Raw genomic sequence first — 21,407 nt, forward strand, 5'->3', positions numbered from 1 at the left:
GGTTAATAGCAACCATCTCCAAACAAAATACAAAGATGGTTGCTATGCTCACTTCAGATCATAAAGAGATCCTCCGGGAGCTTGCCTTATATACAACGTTTCTTGCTTCAGCGCTATCCCCAACAGCAGTACCTACGTTCTGCGAACTTCTTTTTGGCTGCATGCTATCCGGGCAAGGCTTTGTCACTCAGGCGCTGTTATCTATTAATAACTTTCAATGCGTATGGAGCAGTTACCACCATTGGCTCTCTCAAGGCAAGTGGCGGTGGAGGAGCCTCGCATGCCGGCTCATTCAGCTGGTATGCTCAAAAGTACCACGGGGTGAACTTATCAACATTGGTCTTGATGATTGGGTGGTGGAGCGTTTTTCTGACAAGGCTCCCGCTTGCCGAACCCATCACCAGCACAGTAAAAAAAGGAACCGGCCAACGTATATCTGGGGACAATGCTGGGTATCCCTGGCTGTTGTATTTGAGCGGGCTAAAGATGAAGTATTTACTGCCATCCCTGTGCTTTCCTTTCCATCTCCTGCTTCAGGCAATGCCAGTAAGCTAAAAATCGCTGTTGCCATGCTAAAAGTAGTGAGGCAAGAGGTGAAGGTGCAAGGACTGCGCTTGCTGACAGACTGTTGGTATATGAACTGGACGCTAATGCAACCCGTTCTGGAAATGGGCTATGAAGTAGTAGGGCAAATCCCGTTAAACCGGGCATTGTATGCCTTACCGTTGGAGTCCACTGCAAAAAAACGTGGGCGACCCAAAAAGTATGGCATCAAAATGACGCCCCCGGAAGTGGAGAAGCTACCGGAATATCAAACAACCGTAAGAATATACGGCAGATTTCGAAAGATACGTTATCGCACCCGGGTATGTCGGGCTCGCTTCCTGAAAGGCCGCAAGGTTCGGGTTGTCTGGGGTCGGTTTGAAAATGATAAAGGACTGACAGAAAGCCGTATATTCATTGCAACCAATACTGGACTTGAAGGTATAGACATCCTTCGTATTTATGCGAAAAGATGGCCGGTTGAACCCATGTTTCAGCAAATTAAACATTCATTTGGTTGCCGCCAGTTATGGCAGCAAAAGCTGAGAACTCTGTTGCGGTGGATGCATCTGAAGATGGCTGGATACGCATTATTGCAACTGTTGACCGTCTGTAAAAATCAAGCAAGCGTGGGCATTTCAAGGATTCCTTGGCGGGATCAGGATACAACCACCGCTGGCATGCTAAGATTTGCACTCGCAGGAATTATCCCCAGATTACCTATTCGTGAGGGCTGGAACCGATATAGCCAAAAATATGAGTTCAATTTTAATAGTTTGACTGACGGAATAGTCAAAGAAAAGAAAAAAGCGGCATAAATAGCGGCAACAACGCAATAATCAAGAATAATACCGAATCTGAAAAAACGTTTGGATGTATTTTTGCACACAATTTTTAAAATATAACCAAACGTTCATGTCATACTAACTCTAAAGTTAAGCTTATAGTCGATCATCCTGCTAAATCAATCTGCATAAACTGACTTAAGCCATTGCCGCTGATAGTGGTATCTGCCAGTACATCCAGTTGCAGGGTAATATTGGCAAAGTCATCACTGATAAAGCCCAGGTTTTGCACCGGGCTAAATTTCACCCGGTGAACCCGGATATTAAACGGGCTGCCTTCCTGGGCATCATTCAAGCCCTCCATAAACAACACAAACTCTTTACCCGAATTCACCAGCGCCTGCACCATACTGGCAGCCACCGGCGTATAGCTGACTTTGACGCCCTGATTATCAATACCACCGCCATCAACCACCTTGATGCCACTGGCAACCCGGACATAATCATCCCCTTCGGTGAGTACTGTATCCAGGGAGTCTTTGACGGTAATGGATTGACTGCTATCGGGCAGCTTATCGAAAGGGATCAGTTCATCGGCAATACCAAACGAAGCCTGCTCTTCATCAACCACCGGGGTAACCGCCACACTTTCAATGCCAGCGCGAAGGGCTAAAGCAAGATTGTCTGAGGTAAAATCATGGGCATTTAAAGAAGCAGTCACACCCGAAACCCGGCTGAGGACATTACGATTGCCGCCACCACCCAGATAATTTTTTAACTCTTTCCGATCTTCTTCAAAACTGAAAGTAAACTCACTGACGTTGCCAATGGGCAATAAAGGCGCGCTTTTATCATAGGGCTGGATATGAATCTGACCCGCACCAATAAAACTACGTTCTTGTAGGCTCATATAAACAATCCTTGTTGGTGTTTTGAGGGAATTTAAAGAATGGCTTCCACCGTCAAGGTGATATCCGCAAAGGACAACTGACTGTGGCCAGGGGCTATATCAAATTCGGTTTCGCTGAGGCTGTGTTTAATAGACGCCGGGCAGAGTTTTTCGTTCAGGGGGAAGACCTCCCTCACCTGCCGGGCATACCGCAATAATTCCAGGGTGGTCTCAGCCTGTGTTTTGACGGCTACGCTGATGATAAATGAGAACTGATAGCGGGCTTTGCTACCCTGGCGATTGATTTCACGCAATGTCTCCAGCTGCACCAGAATCACCGGAAACTGATCGCCATTATCGATGCCCGTGGCTGAATAACCGAGGCGCACATTGTCTATCACAGTAGCCAACTGACCGGTAATGGCATCAACAATGATGGCTTCAGGACTCAATATGGAAGGCATAATGGAGCTCCTGCTTCACCAGGGTGATGTAACGTTGTTCAAGTGATGGCTCAATGTCCTTTAATGCCCGCGCCGCATCGTCATGAAAGCTGTTCTTCTCCAGTTTAATGGGCAACCCCATCCACATCATGCGTCCCTGGCGACGAGAGCGCACATACCGATGACGCCATTCTTTTTTACGCTGAAATACCTGAGCACCATCGCCTGTTAAGCGCGGTACAATAAAGGCTCCCTGCCAGAATAGTCTGCCGGTTTTAACGCCTTTCGCCATCCGCTGGGGTTTGCCGTAATAATGCGCTGCAATCTCATTGGTACCGACAAAAATACCCAGTGTGTAGGCGTTGACCACCACATTGCCCGAGGGACCATAACTGGGGGTATAGAGTTTAACCTTCAACCTTCTGAGTTTTTTTAGCTGCTTCTGGGTAATCGGGTGGGCACGGCTGATCGCCCTTAATACCTGCCGTTCTGCATAGTTGGACAACTTGCGCATGGCCCGATGAACCGCTTTGCTGACCTTGTCCGGAGCCTGGGCAAACTCACCTTGTAATCGTTCCAGTTCTCCATCAATCCAGAGGGTATAGCTGTCACTGCTCATGGAGATTCCAGGTCACAAACTGGCCATCGTCTTTTAGCTTTCGATCCACTCGCCAGGTTTGCCCATCACGAATCACCTGATCACCTCGACGCAGGACAATATGGCGAGCCAGCCGGACTGTGGTCACGCATTGCATCACCTGATCAAACCCGTTAACCGGCTCCAGGGTTGAACGTACAATGCCGTAGCAACTGACCGACTCGCCACTCCCATGGTTAATGGTCACAGGCACACCCCAGGTGGCCTGCACTGCTTCCCCCAGCGCCTTTAACTCATCTTGCATTTGATCACCGCACGGGGCTTCAAACAGATAGGCAGTGGATTGGATTGCGTGTGCAGCTGCACTCCTTTATCAAAATCCAACACTTTCTGTTTGGCATAGCGGGGTAAGCCGATGGTGTTGACCGTCTCAATAAAATCTGCCGGAGCAAACCAGGTTTTAAAGATGCTGGTACCTTCTGGAATCACATAGGCTTCATCCGGTTTGATAAACGGCATATCACCCACCTGCCCCCGATACTCTTCCCAGTCAATATCGCCAAAGCGAAAACCGGCCTTGGGATCATTGCGTAAAAGAGCACTGTCCTGAAAACGCAGGTAGGCTTCTTTGACATAAGGATGCCCCACCAACCCATCGTAAAAGTCGGTGCCGCAAAACGCTCTTAACCCTGAATAAGGTTGTGCACCCAGGGCTTTATCGACTTTTCGGCGCAGCTTGACAGACTCAATGCGCACATCGGTCAGCTCATCAGTAAACTTGTAGGTATGGGTTTGCTGCTGTACCCCAAACTCCTGGAACAGGTCGTAGATAATGGTGCTGCCATCCCCATCCAGAATCTGCCCTTTGATCGCTCCAAGGCGTAAATGCTCCAGAGTCACTTCATGGTTGGCATTCATATCCGCCAGCCGTTGATTGACCACCGTCTTTACCCCTTCCAGGGCACTTTCTGAGCCAAACGCCCGCACATTGCGCACCTCATCGGCAACAACGGTGGCATCGTAGGGAATATGGGGAATCACAAAGCTGCGCACCTGTCGCTTACGGCCTTTGGCCTGAGGTGCAGGCGCACCCCGCTCAGCCGTTGACAGCAGGATCAACTCGCCATTGCGCGATTCAACCACCACCGTCGTGGTGTTAATGCCGCTTTCAGCAAACAGGCCCAATGAACCAATACGCCCCGGTTTATAGGGCTGATCATTGATGGTTGCCGTCAGGCTGGTCAGACTGAAGGCATCATCATTAAATATATCCAGCAAACTCATGGTTGCTCTCCCTGTCGTAAGATAATGTCCACTGCTTTCAACGCTTCAACAGCCGCTGCCTGTTGTTCTTCGGTAATCGCTGCGGGCCAGATCAATAATCGCTCATCGACTTCTGCCAGACGGGCAATGATCACCCCCTCTTTGCCAGTACTGCCGGTACGCTCATGATCCCAAAGGATACCCACCGCTACCTGCAAACCGTTATCAGCGGTGAGATCCAGTGGCCCATAAGTGCCCGTTGCGGTTTCTTTACCAAGCACTGTGCCCGGCAGCAGGGTCAACTCCGCAACCAGTGCGACACACTCCCGGCTGATACTGTTATTTCCTTCAGACACAATGAATTCGCCGGTATGAACCGGCTCGGTTTGCACAGGCATAGTGGTTTCCTTATGTTAGGGAGCGGTGGACTGATTTCGTTTGCGGTAGATGGACTGAGTATCCAACAGGGGTTGAGTAGGCTGGGTTTGTTGTTGCGGGTTCAGGGTGTTATCAATGCTGATATCATCCCTGGTTAACTGATCAAACAGGGCTTTGCGAACATCGTCTTCTGTTTTACCGGACTGGATAAACGCCTTAGCCCGCTCCGGGCAGTGAGCAGCGGCACACAGGGACTGAATCACCTCACACGCTTCCAGCCGTTGTTTGGCTGCTTCCAAACCGAGCTGTTTTTCGACAAACCCTTCGGCCAGCTCAGGATACCCTGCTTGATTACACAGGCGCATAATGGCCAGGGCATGGGTATTATCCGGTGTGATAACACTGGCAGCAGGAGGGGGAGTGACTGCCGGGGCTTTTCTAAACCCGGATAAATCAAAATGGGCTGCCAGGGTCACTGGGCTGTCGATGCTATCCACCAGACCATTCGTTTTCGCCTCTTCAGCAGTGAACCAGGTTTCTTCCTGCATCATCTGCTTGATGGTTTCTGGCTCATGTTCGCAATGATGGCAGTAGGTGTTGGCAATCACCTCGGTGGTTTTATCTAACAGGTCAGCCACTTTACGCATTTCTTCTGCCCCACCGCCTACCCAACCGAACGGGTTGTGAATCATCATCAGGGCATTTTCTGCCATGGTGATGGTGTCCCCGGCCATGGCAATCACACTGGCAATACTGGCGGCCATGCCTTCAATCCGCACATTGACGGTGGCTGGGTGATAACGAAGCGCGTTGTAAATGGCTATGCCATCAAACACCGAGCCACCGGGGCTGTTGATACGCACCGTTATACTGTCACTGTCGATATTTTTCAGGGTACTGACCAGCTCACGGGCAGATAGCCCGGCCCAGTCACCAATCACATCATAAATCAGTAATTCTGCCGGTTGGCCTGCCTGATTTTTCAGGGTAAACCAGGCCGTATTCTTTTTAGGGGTGGGGACGCTCATTATTATCTGACTCCTGTTCCGTGGAGGGGGTTGTTGGTGTGCTCACTCGGGCATCACTGTCATACTGAAGATCCAGCTCATCGGCCCGACGATTATCCGCTGCAATTTCATCATCGATCTGCTCACTGTCATAACCTTGCTCAGAGACCACTTCCGAACGGGATTTGAAGCCACCTCGTACGGCCAGGGTTTGTGCCTGCATATCCTGAACCGGGTGCATATAAGGCCAACCCTGAGGAATCCACTTCACCCGGCGGTAATCGCTTTTTTTCCTGTGATAGCCCGGTGCATGGAGCGCACCACTTAATACCGCAAGATCCAGCCAGCGCTGCCACACCGGACGACACAATTGGAAAATCAACTGATTATGCTGAAGCTGCTGCACCCGTCGACGAAACTCATTGAGCACTACCCGTAATGCCCGATCACTGACGCCTTTCATATCCCCGGACAGCACCTCATAGGGCAAACCAATCCCGGCAGCAACGGCCATTAGCTGCTGACGGATAAAATCCGGGTAATTACTCGCTGCCCCCGGCGGGGTATTGAAGGTAATCTCTTCTCCCGGCGATAACTCCTGCATGGTGCCTGGCTCCATGGCCACCATCGGTACGCCCTGCAAATCATAAACAATCGGTCTGCCGGTCAGTGGATCGACCTTCTCCTGCTCCGGGGCCGGTTTAGTGATAAAGCCGGTAAACAGATTAGCGATTTCCTGTCTGAGCAACGTCGCATCATCAAACTTGTCCAGATGAAACATCCGCAACAGCACCTGGGTTAACAGTGGCTGTCCCCGGAGCTGACCCGGTCTTAACGGCTCGTATAAATGCAGTACCTGTTCTGCCGGTACCCGATGCAAACCGGTGGTATCTAAGGTGGCGTGATCGGCAGGATGGTGCTTGTACATCCAGTAGGCCACCCGCTGACCGATGGCATTCAATTCAATCCCGGCACGAATTTTATGACCATTGCTCAGGTCATCCTGATAATCCCAGGGTACAAACTCTGCTTCCAGTAATTGCACCTGCAATGGAACCGTTAAACCATCGCCGGGCTGGCGCAGTCGTAACCGGGCAAAAACTTCTCCGGCTTCCAACATCGACCGAGCCGCTAACGCTTGCTGGCCATAAAAATCCAGCTGGCCATCGGCATCGGACTCATCGGTCCAATCCAGAAACAGGGTCTGCAGCTTTTTGCGAAACCGGTCACTGCTGGCTTCAGATTTTGGCTTGATGCCGGTACCGACAATATTCGCGACCAGTTTATCCAGGCCCGAGGCGGCCCAGGGATCATTACGAATCGCGGCTCGTGAACGATGAATCAAAGTACCCAGATTACCGGTCAATGCGGTATTGGGACCGGTAGCAGGCGCATGCCAACCACGACTGCGTCGGCTATGCCCGGCAGAGGTGTATACTTGATTATTAATTACTTTGCCTAATATTTTCGACAAAAAGCGCTGCACACCCATAGCTTTTGCATTCCTCATGAGGACAAAACGTGAAGTACTTAGTATTTAATATGCTTTTTGCCCTCATCTTTATCATCAGCTTTCCTGTGGTAGCTATGGACAATGAGGCTTCTGCCAACCACATGTACAGCGCTTTACTCAAAGAAAAAAGCGTTAATGCTTTGTTGAAACGCTCAAATAGCATGCCTGCCTTTCAGAGTTCATCGACATCGAGCGAGCCATTTATTGCTGTAGTTGAGCCTATACCTATCACAAGTTATACCCAATCAGATGAGAAAAGCTCTGAGTCCACAATTATCCATTTAGCTAACTCACTCTCTCGATCATCAATTAGTATGCTGGACGAAATATTAAACCCATCCGTTCTTAGCTCTAGAAGAAACATTAAATCGTTTGAATGTATCCAAGTAATTGGCTCTCGAGCCTTCGTTCATGCTGCAGCAGCAACTATATTAGCCGACAAACTTGGTTATTTTGAGTGGCACACTTATGCAGCTTCGGCATTACCTGTTGCTGTAGTGACCGGTGTAGTAAATGGTTTTTATGATTGCGGCGAAAAGATAGAAAATGAACGGGTGAAAGTCTCATATTGACCACAACTAAACACTGCCACCTTTCTCTGGGAATGGTATGACATTGCTTGTAGCAGCCTTGGTGACTTTCCCGCAATAAGTTGCAGCAAATAACTTCCAGCCATTTTCAAACCAGTGGCTCTGAACTAATGACCGAAGCGTCAATACGCCCTGACCACCCGGATTTCGCCAGCGCATACCTGAGCACTTCATCCGCTGGGTAACCAAGGTTTTACAGGCTGCCTCTACCACACCAGAGCCGATCGGAAGGTTATTCGACAAGTGTTCAGCATAGCGCATACGCTGGCGATTTTTTCTGAAATACTCCAGCTCGGTCTTTAATTTTGAGCGGCGCGGATGCTTTTTATGCTGATAAGCCAGGGCTTTAATAATGCGCTCAACCCCATCGAGTTCCTCTTTTAGGACGTGTCGGTAAGTGACAAACTTTTCTTTGGACTTGATGCTGTTTTCTCCATAAGCCTGGTCAAATGCTTTCTTCAGGTGATCGGCTGCGTGGTAGTAATCAATAACCTCAACACCCGCTGGTAGTTCCTGGGAAAGGTATGACCAGTTGTCCTTGGCGCCATCAGCGACTTTGACCAGTGACAGCTGTGGCTTTTGTCGCAACGCTTCTTGCAATAGTGCTGACAAAGACTGCTTGAGTGTGAGTTTTTTAGTTTCTGGCATTCGTCCTATGCGGACTGTTGATAAACGCTCCCCCTGTTGATCGTAAAACGACAAAGTTCCGCAACTGGCCTCCTTGCAACCTGTTGGCCCTTGAGTCCGTTTGCCTTCAGAAGCGCTCCTGGCTCGCTTTTCTACTCGTTTGCCATCTTTCATGGGCAGCATAACGCCATCCAGGGAGGCGGCTACTGTGACCGCATTGGTGGGCACGTTAAGTTTCTCAATAAGCATCTCTTCAAAAGGCTCACGGTGCTGTTCCCACTGAGTATTAAATTGCCTGGGGAAACGAGCAAGACTGCTTTCTGAGGGAGACATACCTCCCATGAGATCAAGGAGGCTTTTTGCTTCACCGGGAGACATTTGAGCAACAACCCAGGCAGCTTGCTTTGCAGCCCGAGGCGTCCAGAAGCCTTCCACGATCCCGGCTTTCAACTCCATGGGCACGATACACGGCTCTTTGCCGTTACGGTAAAGTGTTCGCATAACCCGGACTGAACCAACCGCTGTCTGGTAGGTTTTATAACTGCGCAACACCTGCTTATAAGTGATCCCGCTGACCTCAATAGCTGGGGTATCAATATCAAGCTCAGCCAGCGCCTCTGCTAAAAAATCTTGCTGAGCTTGATTAAAGAGAGCATTAACGGTCTGCTCAAACTCTTCAAAGTGCCTGATAGGATTGCCAGACTCTCGCAGAGCCTGCAATTGGTGGCCTAACCGTTGAATCGCATCACAAGAAATGGTGGCGGCTTCAGTCCGTAGCTGACATACTTCCATGGGGCGGCCTCTCACTGGCAAGGTGTTGTGTGCTATCAACATCATACCTGTGATTGGCTGCCTTCTGTTTAAGCATTGAAAAAATAGCTGCCTACTACTTTCCCCGGTTGGCAAGCTGAAGAAGCTCGGTCAATTTGAGACTTTCACCCAAATGAACAAACACACTCAGGAGTGTGGTGGCCATTAAAAAAAATAAGTTCATGTGTATACAAATCGATTCATTGCTTAACTCGATGTATTCCTGAGAGCATTCGTCCCTATGTTCGCCCCATTTTGATTGGTGCAAGTGCTTGTGGTACAGCTGCTACCATTATTGCTGACTTTATTGTCCACTTATTTAATGCAGGAGTCTTTACAAATCCATCTGTAACAGGAGTTGCTTGTCCCACTATTATTATCGCTGGAGTTATTTCAGGTGCCGTGCTAAGCGTAATTATTGTATATCGATCAAGGATCTCTGAATCAGATAACACCCTGTCTTTAAATAATATTCAAGTTGAATAGATACCGTACTGCCTTGGTCGTTTTTGCTGTTTGATCATTTCACGCTCAATGGCCTGCAACCGACGTTCCATTTCAGCAAAGCTGCTGTACTCCACTTTTTGGCCTTCAAACTCTACCGTTTTGGTCTGACGCAACAGTACTGCACGCTTGAGCGCTTGGTATTCAGTTGGAGTAATCATGATCGATCCAGGTAAGTACTGCGGGTTCGTCGGCGAGGCCGGGGCATCATGGGTTCCGGCTCAGTGCTTTGTTCTTCATCTATTATCAGTTCCGGAGCTGGGCGCTGTGCGGTCAGGGCATCCAGTTCCAGTCCCCGATGCTGTTGTAAAATACGCACTGCCGTAAAGGCATAGACCCGACAGTCGAGGGCTTCATTGCGTTTTTTACGGGCATCCCATTCAAAATAAGGTACTCCCTTTTTATATTTTCGAACCTTTTCTTCGGCGGTGGCCTGTTTGAAATAGTCTTCATCAAAACACTCTTTGACGGGCCAGTGACAATAGCCATTGCCGGGTTCCAGGATGCGGTAGCGCTGTTAAATGACTTCTTTTGCCGTATCTGTTCCCACCAGGGTGAGATACACCCCTTTTTTATTGCGCGTTTTCGGAAACGTCGCGATGGGTTTACCTGCCTGGGAAGCCCCCTTGATTGGGATTAACCAGTCGGCACCCTGCTTGCGGGAAAAGGCATAAACCTCATCGGTGTAATGGCCACCAGAGTCCATACAAATCTGTGCCAGATTCATTAACACCCCGTCCTGCCGCCGATAGGGTTTGCGCAGCTTATCTGCCAGAATGCTCCAGATGTCCGGTCGGGAAAGATCACCATAGAGGCGAATATAATCAATAGACCAACTTTCTTCGCCTGCTCCCCAGCCCACTACCTCATACTCAATACGGTCATCCTGGACATCGATGCCACAAGTGAGTACTTCAGCATGCCAGGGGACCTCTGCCGGGTAATGTTCACGACGTTGGTAGAGCAGTTCATAATCAACGGTTTCTCCGACTTCCTGCCAGGTTTGGCCGAGTACCGTATTGGTCCAGTCTTTCAATAACACCGGATCAGCTTTCGCTGCTAAAAAATCCTCGACGGCATTGGCCCAGCTGTACCAGCCGTTAGGACTGTAGAGAGAACTGAGATGATAACCACGGACCTTGCCATCAGCGTCAGGATTCATTGCGACCCACTGACCATTGGTCAGCAACTTTGGCTTATCATGCTCCTGCATCCGGTGGCTGCAGCGGATACATTCAAAGCAAGCGGTATCCGGATCATTGTCCTCAAAGCGAATCTGCTGCCATTCAATGGGCTGAAGATGATTACACTGAACACACGGCACATGGTATTGACGCTGATCACTGGCTTCATAAGCCGCTTCTATTTTGCTGGCCCCGGCAATATTCGGTGTGGAGACCATCAATATTTTGCGGTTGCGGGAAAACGTCGCGGTTCGCTTGATGGCCAGATTAATGGGGCTGCCCTCCCCATCCACATCATCGTCATAGGCATCCACTTCATCCAGAAACAGAAACCTCGCAGGCATGGAGCGCAGGCCGGTGGCTGAGTTGGCTCCGGTGATAATCAGGACACCGTTGGGAAACTCCTTCACCATTTGAGTATTGCCGGAATCCCTGGACCGGGGATCTTTTACCCGCTCCCGCAAGATAGGCATTTCCTCAATCATCGGTGCAATACGCTGCTTGGAGGTTCGCTTGGCCATATCCAGAGTAGGCAGCACATACATCATCGGACCGGGAGTATGGTGGACGACGTAGCCCAACCAGTTATTGCCGCATTCAGTGCCGCCTACCTGTGCGCCTTTCATAAACACGACTTTTTCAACTGGTGACGAAGGAGAGAGACAATCCATAATCTCTTGCAGATACGGCGTTCTAGCCGTCCGCCACTTGCCAGCTTCCTTTGCTGACTTCATGGGCAAGATACGGTACTTGTCCGCCCACTCAGAAACCGTTAGTCGTGTATCCGGTTTAAGTCCGGCAAAAAAACCATCAAGGTAAGGAGAGCTCATCCGTGGCTTATATCCGAGAGAATCATTTCCAGTTCCTCTTCCAGAAGCTGCCGCACCTGCCGCGGATCTTGCTCAGCAGCCAGAATGTCTGCTAACCGGTCAGGAATACCTAACAACGCATCCCGAATAATCCGCCCTGCCCGGAAGGCATCCTCGCGTACCTTCGAAGCATCCGTGAGCTTGCCTGCCTTTTCCTCATACTCCATCTTCGCCATCTTGGCCCGGAAGGCTTCGCGCATGGTGCGGGCGGAGGCGAAATCCACGGCTTTACGATTATCTACCGGGTAGCTGGTACTGGCGATCACCTCGCCCCGAGAAGGGTTACTCTGGCGCAATGCAGCGGATGGCTCGGCCAGTTCCTCTATCGCCTTTTTAGCCGCCACAGGGTCGATTCTGCCGCCTTTTACCTTGATCCGGCCCTGTTTTACCAGTTTGTTCACATATTGCCGGGACCAGCCGTTCTGGCGGGCAAATTCGGCCTGTGTCAACCACTCTCCGGCCATGACCTGCTCCGTCCGGAATCCTTGGATTTATTCCCCTGAATAACTTGCTAAGTGGCCAACACTGAGCCTGTATGTAAGTAGCCCGAACAATGATAACCAAGGAGCATATGATGAAAAAAACAACCCTTAGCGACAGCCAGAAAAACGTCCTGCAACTGGGCCATGACAAAGGTACCTTCACCGCAGATGATCTTCCCCTGAAAGGCGCACCCCGGAAAAAAGTGCTGGAAAGCCTGCTAAACAAACAGCTAATCAAAATCATCAAGCGTAATGACCAATGGCAGGATTACGCCCTCACCCCGGAGGGTCGGCAGGCTATCGGTGCAGAAGAACCAGAAAGCAAACCTTTAGGTAAAATCAGAACCGGCACCAAGCTGCACAGAGTCATTGAGTTACTCAGCCGACCCGAAGGCGCTGCCATTTTTGAAATTATGCGGGAAACCGGATGGCAGCAGCATACCGTCAGAGGCACCCTGGCCGGAGCCCTGAAAAAACGACTGGGGCTGACCATTGACTCAGAAAAACCGGAAGGCAAAGACCGCATTTACCGGATTACCGCAGGGCTGGAAACCCTTTGATCATCAACGGATAGCAAAATGCATAATCCCATTCTACTGGCGGTGAAACTGAGTAGCCGCCACTTTATGACCTGCAAGCTTTTTCATCCGGACCAACACACCCTCAGCCACCTGAACCGATGGCACTCCCCTTTGCACAAAGCCATTTTTCTTGTAGAGCTGGGTAACCTGCACAGTGTTGCTGGGCCGAAAGCCACCGCTATGCATCGGGACTGGGGAGAGAACCGCATGGACCATCAGGTTAAATTTGCCAGGAGCCAACGGGAGCTCCTGAGTCTGGCCAGAAGTGCAAAGATTTCTACCCTCTACTGCTTCGATAATAACTGTTGGCCGACACAGCCACTGTAACCGTCGGAAGCACAAAGAAAAACTTGAGTCACTCAGGAAATCAGTGGATAACTCGGTGAATAAACGGTTAAGAAGTAATCAACACCCCGAGGAAAATAGATTTAAAAGATTACTGTTTGTTTTTTAACCAGTGTAGATAAGTCACTGTTTTTGTGTATAACTACAACCCCATGATCTTACCCGGCATAAGCTACGTAAAAAGTGAGTACCGTTGCTCATGAGGGAATTCTATGACTATCAGCAGGAAAGATATCTCATTCCCTGTCACTCTGTTTTACGATGGCTCCTGCCCCTTGTGTATGAAGGAAGTGCATTGGCTGCAATCGAAAAACAACCGAAAGCGACTCCGCTTTGTTGACATAAAGCAAGCTGACTTTGCCCAACACTATCCTCATTTAGATGTTGATGCACTCGATAACACTTTGCATGCCCAGTGGAGCAACGGAAAAATAGTCAAGGGGGTTGATGCCACTGTATCAGCCTGGGAGGCTGTCGGTAAGGGCTGGCTGTTAACACCACTGACCTGGCCACTCTTTTCAGATGTGGCAACCTGTACCTATAAGACATTTGCCCGGAACAGGCACTGGCTTTCATCAAAGCTGGGGCCGTACATGGGTGACATTCCATGTCAACCACAAGCGCCTGACAAAAACTAAAAACGCTGGAGTTTAAAGCGGTTAGACCTACAACTGTCAACCAGTGTCAACCCCGATTTTCACCCTGTCGCTAGCGAAACTCCGCGGTCGGGCATACCCGCACTTGGCACAAGGCCCCAGGGTCCCCAGAAGAATGCTACAAATAGCATTTTATTTTTTCTTTGGCCTACGCTCTCTTTGATCATGTGTTTTTCTCATATCATCAGCTAATTTTTCTTTAGCTTTCAAAAAGTCTTGCGGCATTAGCATCCTAAAGGAGTCATAATATTTTCTCTCATAACTATGAGGCTTTATTTTTGAGACTCTTTCCTGATCAAGCTCTAGCGTAGACATTTTTCCTGTCTGCCTTTTACTATCTATTTGCCTTTGAAGTAAATTACATTGCCTGTCTGCCAAATATAAAATCAAATCATCTTCATTAAAGTCAAAGTTTCTTTTTTGCCGGATGCAAAACTCTCTATACTCCCGGCCTTTATCAATAAACTTTCTTGCCTCATCTAATTTCTCTCCTATTTCAGCCCAACCCTCACTATCATCCTCACCAATTTTAAACTGCACATAAGACATTACACACCTGGCTTTCAAGAAAAACATATATGATGGAAGGAAAAGTCTACATCTACTACAAAAAGGCCAGACTCCTTCAACATCATCAACTTCATTTAACCCCACAGAAGCCATTATATCGTCAATAGAACCATCAAAGTTTTCTAATTGATTATTGGTTCCTTCATTAACACCATGCTTAAACCCTTCATCTAATACATCTTCATGCTCCCTCTCAAAAGCACTCCATTGTTGTTCATCAGGAGTAACATCTTCCATACCATCAATTTGAAATGCGTACTGCTCCATACTTTTTGGGGGCATAGCGTTAACGGTAACGACATTAACAACAAGTAAAACAAATATAAAAAAATTATACTTTTTAAACACTATAAACTCCTAAACCCCAATAAACGTACAACATAACATTAGCTAACCAATAAAATTCAATACCATTTTTTTGGAATATTAATGCTTCTTAAAATTCCCCATTATTTTCTCCATACCACGGCTGGCAATGTAACCGCCAATGCCCAGCTGAACGATGGAGAACAGTTTCATTTCCAGCTCCGGTGTCAGTTCAGGGCTTGACCAACCCAGCCAACGACAAACGACCAGTGCCGTAAAGACCAGCATTACCAGGGGTCGCCAGTTGCGCTGCAACCAACTCTCTCCCTTGGCTTCTGTCTCAATCACACCGGCTTGCCTGGCCAGCTTATCCAGCTCGCCGTTGAGCATCATTTCAGCCAGCACCACTTTGACCTGCCCAGCGTTTTCAGCATCCGGGAAGACTTTATCGATGACCTTACCCAGCAGAGGGATAGCGCTCATCCAGCTCATTGCAGCACCGCCAGACCTTCATCATCCAGCCACTGCGCAACATCAAAGCAAGGACAATCTTTGGTAGGACGCAGGGAAGCATGACCTTTGACTTTCGCCTCGGCATACAAGCCATGCAGCCCGGCAACCAGCATCTTCAGCATTCTTTTTTGTGCCACAGTAAAGTTATCTTCAGGCTGGCTCTCCGCATCCAGGCCGCCGACCAGACAGATCCCAACACTTTCATGATTAACACCACGACAATGTGCTCCCCAGTCGTCCAGGCCTCTTCCCTGTTTCAGCGTGCCATCACGCTCAATAACCCAGTGATAACCAATATCCATAAACGCTCGTTCGAGCATATGCCAGCGCTTGATATCATCAAAACCGATATCCTGATTGGCCCGTGTTGCAGAGCAGTGCACCACAATCACCGTTGTTGCTGTCCGTTGCATGAATCATCCTCTGAGGTAGTACGATAACAAACCAATACAGGCGGTCAGCACCAGCCAACCGAAACGCTCAATGTAACCCAGCACCACACCCCGCGTGCTGGACTGGTATTCCAGTTGCCGCAGTCGTTTTTCCTGCTCGGCCAACCGTTCATCCTGACGGGCCAGGCTTGTGGTTTGATGGGTGATACGCTCTTCAATCATGGCCAGGCGAGAGACGGCATCGCTGAGCTTGTCGAGCTTCGAATCAATCTGATCCAGTCGCCGGGAGAGTTCGTCCATGCCGGTTTTGTCTTTCCTGGGAGAAGGTCAGCTGGGAGCTGTCAAGGTAAGCCTCCTTACCGGTGTACTCCTCCCAGCGGCGTACAATGACATCGACGTATTGGGGATCAAGCTCCATCAGCCGGGCACTGCGATGGGCTTTCTCACAGGCCATCAGGGTTGAGCCGGAGCCACCAAATAAATCCAGTACTACATCCCGTGATTTGGATGAGTTGCGTACAGCCCGCTCCACCAGCTCAACAGGCTTCATGGTCGGGTGCAGATCATTACGGGCCGGTTTGTTATAAAACCAGACATCCCCCTGATCCCTGGCACCGCACCAGAAATGATCATTGCCGTCTTTCCAGCCGTAGAGAATCGGTTCGTATTGGCGTTGATAATCGGCCCGCCCGAGCGTGAAGGTGTTCTTGGCCCAGATGATAAACGTGGACCATTTACCACCGCCTTCCCGAAAGGCTTTCTGCAAGGTATCCAGCTCTGACGAGGACATGCAAACGTAGATGGCCCCTTTGCACACCGCCAGCAGGTGAGTCATGGCCACCAGCAGAAAGCCATAAAATTCCGAGCCCAGGTTATCGTTTTTGATCCGCCGGTCTTTTCTGGCTTTGCCATTTTTTTCCGGATTAGCGTAATCGACGTTGTAGGGTGGATCAGTGAACACCATGTCTGCCAGCTGGCCAGCCATCAAGGTTTCCACATCGGCCAGTTCAGTGGCACTGCCGCACAGCACACGATGATCGCCCAGCACCCAGAGATCACCTGCCTGACTGACCGGCTGTTCTTCCGGTTCAGGAATATCATCCTCACCGGATTGTCCCTCGGGTTCGTCGGTGAGCAGCAAGCCTTCCAGCTCCTCATCAGAAAACCCCATGATATCCAGATCAAAGTCCATGTCTGCCAGGGCTTGCAATTCACTGGATAGCAGCTCTTCGTTCCAGGATGCCGTCGTCGCCAATTGGTTATCAGCAATCACCAGCGCCCGACGTTGTGCTTCGCTGAGGTGACCCAGCACAATGACCGGAACCGTGGTCATCCCCAGCTGCTTCGCTGCCATCAAACGACCATGACCTGCTACCAAAACCCCGTCACTGCCCACCAGCACCGGATTCACAAAGCCAAACTCGTCAATGGAGCGGGCAATCTGACCCACCTGCTCATCGGAGTGAGTGCGGGCATTCTGAGCGTAGGGAATCAGGCTCTCAACCGAGCGATGTTCGATGGTTTCAACCAGCACTCTGGACATGAATCTTCCTTGACCAACGGGCAATAAAAAACCCCGAACCTTTGCTGGCCGGGGCTTGGATGTACTTTGCTTCGAGCTTATCGAAAAGTATGGGCTAAAACCCCGATTTTGTCCCACCCCTTTTTTTCTGAATCCTACGCAGGACTACGCAGCATTACTCAGGCTTACGCAAATACCCGCAAATGCCCGCAAATACACTCATCGATTTAAGCGTAACGTCAGCTGCAACAGTGCTCGATGCCAGTGGCGGTGAACTGTGGTCCGGGGCATCTTCAGGTGTTTTGCAATCACCCGCCAGGGCATACCCGATGCCCGTAACCAGATCAGCTCCCGTTCGTGCTCATCCAGCCAACGCAACCAGCGCATGCATTCCACCATCCGCTCAACGGCATCGGCTTCCGGTGGTGTTCTTGCTGGCTGACGACCTTCGGCACAATAAATCTCCCATCGATTGGGTTTGATCTCTGGCCAATAGTTCGAATAACCCAGTGACTGATGACCGGGCACCTGACGGGCCACTAACCAGGCTTCACGATATCGTTGTCCAAGAATTTCTGGGGTCATAGCGGGCTCCTCCCTGCCGGAGTTTTTGTTATTTGAATAGGGGTGGAAATGACCTTTCCACCCTTATTTATATAAATAAGAGGGCGTGGAAACCGGAAACGGGTTATTTTTCAATGAGTTAACGTTTCCAAAATGCACCCAATTTCCGGAAATCTGGAAATGCGACAATTGTCTTTTTACTTGAAAATAATCGTTACTATTCAGCCGGTTACAACCATTTCCACGATTTAGCACCGTTTCCAAAACCCCCTCCAATTTCCGGAAATCGCCGGAAACGGTCCTATTTTGGAAACGCTTTTTTTGCTCTGAACTGACCCTCAACACCCTCGGAAAACGCACCCTGACCTTTGGCAAAATCCCCAAAAGGCGAGTCCAGCCATTTACTCTCTCTGGTGCCTTTCATCGTCCCCTTGACCAGCCTCGGCGGTCGTTCATTCAATAACTCCTGTACCAGACTTTCCAGCTTGTGCCGGGACTGGTGGTGAAAGGCTTCCGGCAAGCGATGACGTTGAGCAAAGACACCATTAACTCCCGTATGCGTAAATGGATACCCCTGCTCCGCTGCCGTTCGAACCGCTTCCGCCAGCTTCGCCAACAAGTCATACTCTGACGGTTTGCAACCATTAAGACGTGCCGTCAGGTCTTCCAGTAAACCGATACGGTTGCGTTGATACGTGCGCACACCACGATCAACCAGACCATTAGCTTTGACCACCGCGCCTTGATAAAAGCTGCGAGGAACAGGGACTTTGTTGAGACTGGTACATACCTGCTGCACGGTTTGATCAGAGGCAGGCCATAGGGCATAAGCCATTCGGACACCATCCACCAGCGCCGTTGTTCCTCGAATGGCATCTCTCGCCTGATCCGGACTATCGATAGGCTTTTGGCCGATGGCTTTGCGCATATGATGAACCAGAATCACCGATGCTCCCGTTTCTGTAGCCAGGTTTGCCAGCTGCCCGGTCAGATAACTGCCCGCTGCGGGGTCAGCATTAATATCGGCATGGACAAAGGATGATAAGGGATCAAAAATCACCAACTTTAAATCATCAATGGCCCGGAGTTGTTTAACAATGGCTGCAAAAGCCGGAGTACTGACAGGCCCCGAGGCTGAGTTTTTCATGACTGCAAATGGGCCACCAGCATTGGGCAAAGGAATCACCACCAGCTTATTGCTATACATCAGTCGTCGTTCCTGAGGATCAAGAGCCTGTAACCGTCGATGGATTTCACCCTGGTCATCTTCAGAGCTGAAAATCACCGATGTCCCATGGCTTGCAACCCGTCCCCCCAAAACATCGACGGTTTGCTCATGTTGGCAGGCTACTTCCAGCGCCAGCTTTAGGGTTAACATACCTTTACCGGTATCCCCCATAGCGGCCAAAAGACAGACGACACCCAAAGGCATCACACCATCGATCAAATATTCCTGTACCGGCGCTGCTCCCTGATATCTGCTGGCATACCAATCCGATAACTGCAAACCGGCAGAACGAATCACCTGACGCTCAGCCGTTTTTAGCCAACGCTTAATATCCATCTTCTCCTCGACAGCATCAGCGGCATCCCATTTATCCGGTTTATCAGGTGGCGGTGTGATGATGCTAATAGTTAAGGCTGTGGTTTGTTCAATGGCACTGGCCACTGTTTTTGCATAAGCTTTTCCTGGATCATCATTATCGGGCCAGATCAGCACATGCTTATTGTTTAACGGTGTCCAGTCGGTTTTATCAGTAGGCGCTTTGGCCCCGTTCATGGCTGTGGTGGCACAGAGCCCTTGATCAATTAATGCCTGTGCTGCTTTTTCACCTTCAACCACAATCACCCGTTTAGCCTTCAGCATACCAGGCTGGTTATACAGCGGTCGTACGGGAGGAGCCTGGTAACGTTTGGCGACAGCATCCCAGGGACGATAGGTTTTACCACTTGGTGTATCAAAGCGAAAAACCGAAGCCACTACCCGACCATTGCTATCAAAATAATCCCATTGACCAGCAAGCTTTCCTAAACCTGACTGGGAAGACACTTGCTTGGGCAGAGCAATAACCGGTGCATCAACAGGAGCCACTCCCAGCCAGTCAGACATAAAACGAATCACCGATAAAAAGTCACGACTGGTATCTAACCCCTGTTGTGCAGCGGTTAAATCCACAATGTCCCCACCCTTGCCTGTTGCAAAGTCATACCAAAGCCCGGCCTTTTCTCCGGTCAATGCCACTTCCAGACTTTGGCCTTTATCCCCATGGACATTGCCCACTCTAAATTTACAGCCCTGTCGCTTCCCCTGAGGAAAGAGATACTGTAAGTAATCAGGCAGCTGGGCCACCAGCCGTCGTTTCACCTCATCAGACGCTAATTTATTTTCCACCATGTTGTTATCCTTTTGCGGTGTTGAAGCCAGGCCTGACCAATGGTTCGGACAGGCCAGTGACCGATCACTCTGTCAGCTTTTTACATAACAGCCGGGCCAAGGCTCCACGTCCTTTGCTGTTGTAGAAAAATTGCTGCACTTGTTTATCGCTATGGGGGGACTTGCTGATACGGAACTCACCGTAGTCATCGCTTTTAAGATTGTTCTGGTTTGCCACCCGCCCCAGCTTCTGAGCGGAAATACCAAACTCACTGGCTAACTCTGTGGCCGTCCAGAACTTCTCTTGCACTTTTGGGAGTGGTACACACTCAACCCCAATAATTTCGCGGGTCAATGTTGCCATCAGTTCCTGCTTTGCTTGTTCTCCCAAACTGGGCAGGCTTTCGGTGGTTACTTTGAAATAATCCGTTACCGCTTCCAAAGCTTTGACGGGGTGAACAGGCTCAGGGTTGTGAAGGGTACCCCTATTAGGTGTACCCTTTAACAAGCTGTAATAACCGTTTTTTCTGAGTCCTGGTAATACATCATGAGTGACCCAGCGTTTAAACTTTTTGGCTTCAGGCTTTCTCGATTTCAGGATGCAGGCATAGAGGCCTGATTCATTGATAATACTGACCTGCTGCTCCCCTCCAGAGGTACTCATAATGTGAGTACCTTTTTCATCATCGTCCAAACCTTTAATCCCCGTATAAGCATCGCGAAAACCCAACGCATCCGTCACATCCTTTGCCACAAACCAGGTATTGTCCTCCTCATCAGACAGGGTACGGATATTGCCAAACTGCTCATGGTTAAACACAGTAAGTGCTTTCATTGATCAATCTCCTTTTGACTCTGCTGTTGATCATCCTGCTCAAGTTCTGGATTAACGGACTGACTGGTACTGATATAGCAATGACGGCGTTCAAATTCTTCAATGTCCTCCTCCCTGTACATCACCCGTCCACCCAGGCGTAGAAAGCAGGGACCAAATCCGGTGTGCCGCCAGCGCTCCAATGTCCTTATCTTGATTCCCCAACGACGGGACAGCTCACGAACATTCAAATGCTTCACTGCCATACTTAGCTCCTTGTGTTTT

General features: G+C 49.7%; 26 protein-coding genes and 1 pseudogene. 6 read left to right on the forward strand and 21 right to left on the reverse strand.

The window, feature by feature from the left end:
* Positions 1-35: 35 nt before the first annotated feature.
* Positions 36-1,361, forward strand: a complete 1,326-nt coding sequence (locus MJ595_RS21230; RefSeq protein ID WP_263078492.1) for a transposase — start codon at positions 36-38, stop codon at positions 1,359-1,361.
* 133 nt (positions 1,362-1,494) lie between these two features.
* Here MJ595_RS21230 and MJ595_RS21235 read toward each other — a convergent pair whose 3' ends face one another.
* From MJ595_RS21235 to MJ595_RS21270, 8 genes are read right to left on the reverse strand one after another with little or no spacing between them, the layout of a single operon-like run.
* Complete coding sequence (locus tag MJ595_RS21235) at positions 1,495-2,238, reverse strand: hypothetical protein (RefSeq protein ID WP_263080125.1); 744 nt, start codon at positions 2,236-2,238, stop codon at positions 1,495-1,497.
* 32 nt (positions 2,239-2,270) lie between these two features.
* Positions 2,271-2,681, reverse strand: coding sequence for a hypothetical protein (locus MJ595_RS21240; RefSeq protein ID WP_263080126.1), 411 nt, complete (start codon positions 2,679-2,681; stop codon positions 2,271-2,273).
* Positions 2,659-3,279 carry a hypothetical protein gene (locus tag MJ595_RS21245; protein ID WP_263080127.1) on the reverse strand — a complete coding sequence of 207 codons (621 nt, stop codon included), beginning with the start codon at positions 3,277-3,279 and terminating at the stop codon, positions 2,659-2,661. The genes MJ595_RS21240 and MJ595_RS21245 overlap by 23 nt, the downstream gene beginning before the upstream one ends.
* Positions 3,269-3,562, reverse strand: coding sequence for a hypothetical protein (locus tag MJ595_RS21250; protein WP_263080128.1), 294 nt, complete (start codon positions 3,560-3,562; stop codon positions 3,269-3,271). The genes MJ595_RS21245 and MJ595_RS21250 overlap by 11 nt, the downstream gene beginning before the upstream one ends.
* Positions 3,547-4,542, reverse strand: coding sequence for a major capsid protein (locus tag MJ595_RS21255; RefSeq protein ID WP_263080129.1), 996 nt, complete (start codon positions 4,540-4,542; stop codon positions 3,547-3,549). The genes MJ595_RS21250 and MJ595_RS21255 overlap by 16 nt, the downstream gene beginning before the upstream one ends.
* Entirely contained in the window at positions 4,539-4,919 is a 381-nt protein-coding gene (locus MJ595_RS21260) for a head decoration protein (protein WP_263080131.1), read from the reverse strand. Before MJ595_RS21260 ends, MJ595_RS21255 begins: the two co-directional genes overlap by 4 nt.
* A gap of 15 nt (positions 4,920-4,934) precedes the next feature.
* Entirely contained in the window at positions 4,935-5,927 is a 993-nt protein-coding gene (locus tag MJ595_RS21265; RefSeq protein ID WP_263080133.1) for a Clp protease ClpP, read from the reverse strand.
* Positions 5,908-7,380 carry a phage portal protein gene (locus MJ595_RS21270; RefSeq protein ID WP_263080134.1) on the reverse strand — a complete coding sequence of 491 codons (1,473 nt, stop codon included), beginning with the start codon at positions 7,378-7,380 and terminating at the stop codon, positions 5,908-5,910. The genes MJ595_RS21265 and MJ595_RS21270 overlap by 20 nt, the downstream gene beginning before the upstream one ends.
* Before the next feature lie 47 nt (positions 7,381-7,427).
* On the opposite strand from MJ595_RS21270, the gene MJ595_RS21275 reads away from it, so the two are divergent.
* Positions 7,428-7,991, forward strand: a complete 564-nt coding sequence (locus tag MJ595_RS21275) for a hypothetical protein (protein ID WP_263080135.1) — start codon at positions 7,428-7,430, stop codon at positions 7,989-7,991.
* Between the two features lie 6 nt (positions 7,992-7,997).
* Here the strand turns inward: MJ595_RS21275 and MJ595_RS21280 are convergent, their stop codons facing one another.
* On the reverse strand, positions 7,998-9,473 hold the full coding sequence (locus tag MJ595_RS21280) for a hypothetical protein (protein WP_263079044.1): 1,476 nt from the start codon (positions 9,471-9,473) through the stop codon (positions 7,998-8,000).
* A gap of 126 nt (positions 9,474-9,599) precedes the next feature.
* Here MJ595_RS21280 and MJ595_RS21285 point away from each other — a divergent pair, with 126 nt between their 5' ends.
* A complete protein-coding gene (locus tag MJ595_RS21285; protein ID WP_263080137.1) occupies positions 9,600-9,932 on the forward strand; it encodes a hypothetical protein in 333 nt (110 codons plus the stop codon).
* On the opposite strand, the gene MJ595_RS21290 is transcribed toward MJ595_RS21285, so the two are convergent.
* From MJ595_RS21290 to MJ595_RS21300, 3 genes and pseudogenes are all read right to left on the reverse strand, one after another.
* A complete protein-coding gene (locus tag MJ595_RS21290; RefSeq protein ID WP_263080138.1) occupies positions 9,920-10,111 on the reverse strand; it encodes a hypothetical protein in 192 nt (63 codons plus the stop codon). The genes MJ595_RS21285 and MJ595_RS21290 overlap by 13 nt on opposite strands.
* A pseudogene (locus MJ595_RS21295) lies at positions 10,108-11,868 on the reverse strand (phage terminase large subunit family protein). The gene MJ595_RS21290 and the pseudogene MJ595_RS21295 overlap by 4 nt, the downstream one beginning before the upstream one ends.
* A 92-nt stretch (positions 11,869-11,960) precedes the next feature.
* The gene (locus MJ595_RS21300) at positions 11,961-12,467 is read right to left on the reverse strand and encodes a hypothetical protein (protein ID WP_263080139.1); all 507 of its coding nucleotides are present in this window, start codon (positions 12,465-12,467) and stop codon (positions 11,961-11,963) included.
* Between the two features lie 107 nt (positions 12,468-12,574).
* Here MJ595_RS21300 and MJ595_RS21305 point away from each other — a divergent pair, with 107 nt between their 5' ends.
* The 3 genes from MJ595_RS21305 to MJ595_RS21315 all read left to right on the forward strand — a co-directional run bounded on the left by MJ595_RS21305 (position 12,575) and on the right by MJ595_RS21315 (position 14,049).
* A complete protein-coding gene (locus tag MJ595_RS21305; protein WP_263080141.1) occupies positions 12,575-13,045 on the forward strand; it encodes a DUF3489 domain-containing protein in 471 nt (156 codons plus the stop codon).
* Between the two features lie 18 nt (positions 13,046-13,063).
* Positions 13,064-13,393: a hypothetical protein gene (locus tag MJ595_RS21310; protein ID WP_263080142.1), complete on the forward strand. Its 330-nt coding sequence runs from the start codon at positions 13,064-13,066 to the stop codon at positions 13,391-13,393.
* Between the two features lie 230 nt (positions 13,394-13,623).
* The gene (locus MJ595_RS21315) at positions 13,624-14,049 is read left to right on the forward strand and encodes a DUF393 domain-containing protein (RefSeq protein WP_263080143.1); all 426 of its coding nucleotides are present in this window, start codon (positions 13,624-13,626) and stop codon (positions 14,047-14,049) included.
* Between the two features lie 150 nt (positions 14,050-14,199).
* Here the strand turns inward: MJ595_RS21315 and MJ595_RS21320 are convergent, their stop codons facing one another.
* From MJ595_RS21320 to MJ595_RS21360, 9 genes are all read right to left on the reverse strand, one after another.
* The gene (locus tag MJ595_RS21320; RefSeq protein WP_263080144.1) at positions 14,200-14,985 is read right to left on the reverse strand and encodes a hypothetical protein; all 786 of its coding nucleotides are present in this window, start codon (positions 14,983-14,985) and stop codon (positions 14,200-14,202) included.
* A gap of 78 nt (positions 14,986-15,063) precedes the next feature.
* Positions 15,064-15,435, reverse strand: coding sequence for a holin family protein (locus MJ595_RS21325; protein ID WP_263080145.1), 372 nt, complete (start codon positions 15,433-15,435; stop codon positions 15,064-15,066).
* Entirely contained in the window at positions 15,432-15,869 is a 438-nt protein-coding gene (locus MJ595_RS21330) for an N-acetylmuramoyl-L-alanine amidase (protein ID WP_263080147.1), read from the reverse strand. The genes MJ595_RS21325 and MJ595_RS21330 overlap by 4 nt, the downstream gene beginning before the upstream one ends.
* 3 nt (positions 15,870-15,872) lie before the next feature.
* On the reverse strand, positions 15,873-16,148 hold the full coding sequence (locus MJ595_RS21335; protein WP_263080148.1) for a hypothetical protein: 276 nt from the start codon (positions 16,146-16,148) through the stop codon (positions 15,873-15,875).
* A complete protein-coding gene (locus MJ595_RS21340) occupies positions 16,114-17,391 on the reverse strand; it encodes a site-specific DNA-methyltransferase (RefSeq protein ID WP_263080150.1) in 1,278 nt (425 codons plus the stop codon). The genes MJ595_RS21335 and MJ595_RS21340 overlap by 35 nt, the downstream gene beginning before the upstream one ends.
* 198 nt (positions 17,392-17,589) lie before the next feature.
* Complete coding sequence (locus MJ595_RS21345; RefSeq protein WP_263080152.1) at positions 17,590-17,955, reverse strand: DUF6362 family protein; 366 nt, start codon at positions 17,953-17,955, stop codon at positions 17,590-17,592.
* Positions 17,956-18,235: 280 nt separating this feature from the next.
* Positions 18,236-20,329, reverse strand: a complete 2,094-nt coding sequence (locus MJ595_RS21350) for an AAA family ATPase (protein ID WP_263080153.1) — start codon at positions 20,327-20,329, stop codon at positions 18,236-18,238.
* Positions 20,330-20,393: 64 nt separating this feature from the next.
* Complete coding sequence (locus MJ595_RS21355; RefSeq protein WP_263080155.1) at positions 20,394-21,143, reverse strand: Bro-N domain-containing protein; 750 nt, start codon at positions 21,141-21,143, stop codon at positions 20,394-20,396.
* A complete protein-coding gene (locus tag MJ595_RS21360) occupies positions 21,140-21,388 on the reverse strand; it encodes a helix-turn-helix domain-containing protein (RefSeq protein ID WP_263080156.1) in 249 nt (82 codons plus the stop codon). The genes MJ595_RS21355 and MJ595_RS21360 overlap by 4 nt, the downstream gene beginning before the upstream one ends.
* Positions 21,389-21,407: the final 19 nt, after the last annotated feature.

This window comes from Endozoicomonas sp. Mp262, assembly GCF_025643335.1.
GTDB lineage: Bacteria > Pseudomonadota > Gammaproteobacteria > Pseudomonadales > Endozoicomonadaceae > Endonucleibacter.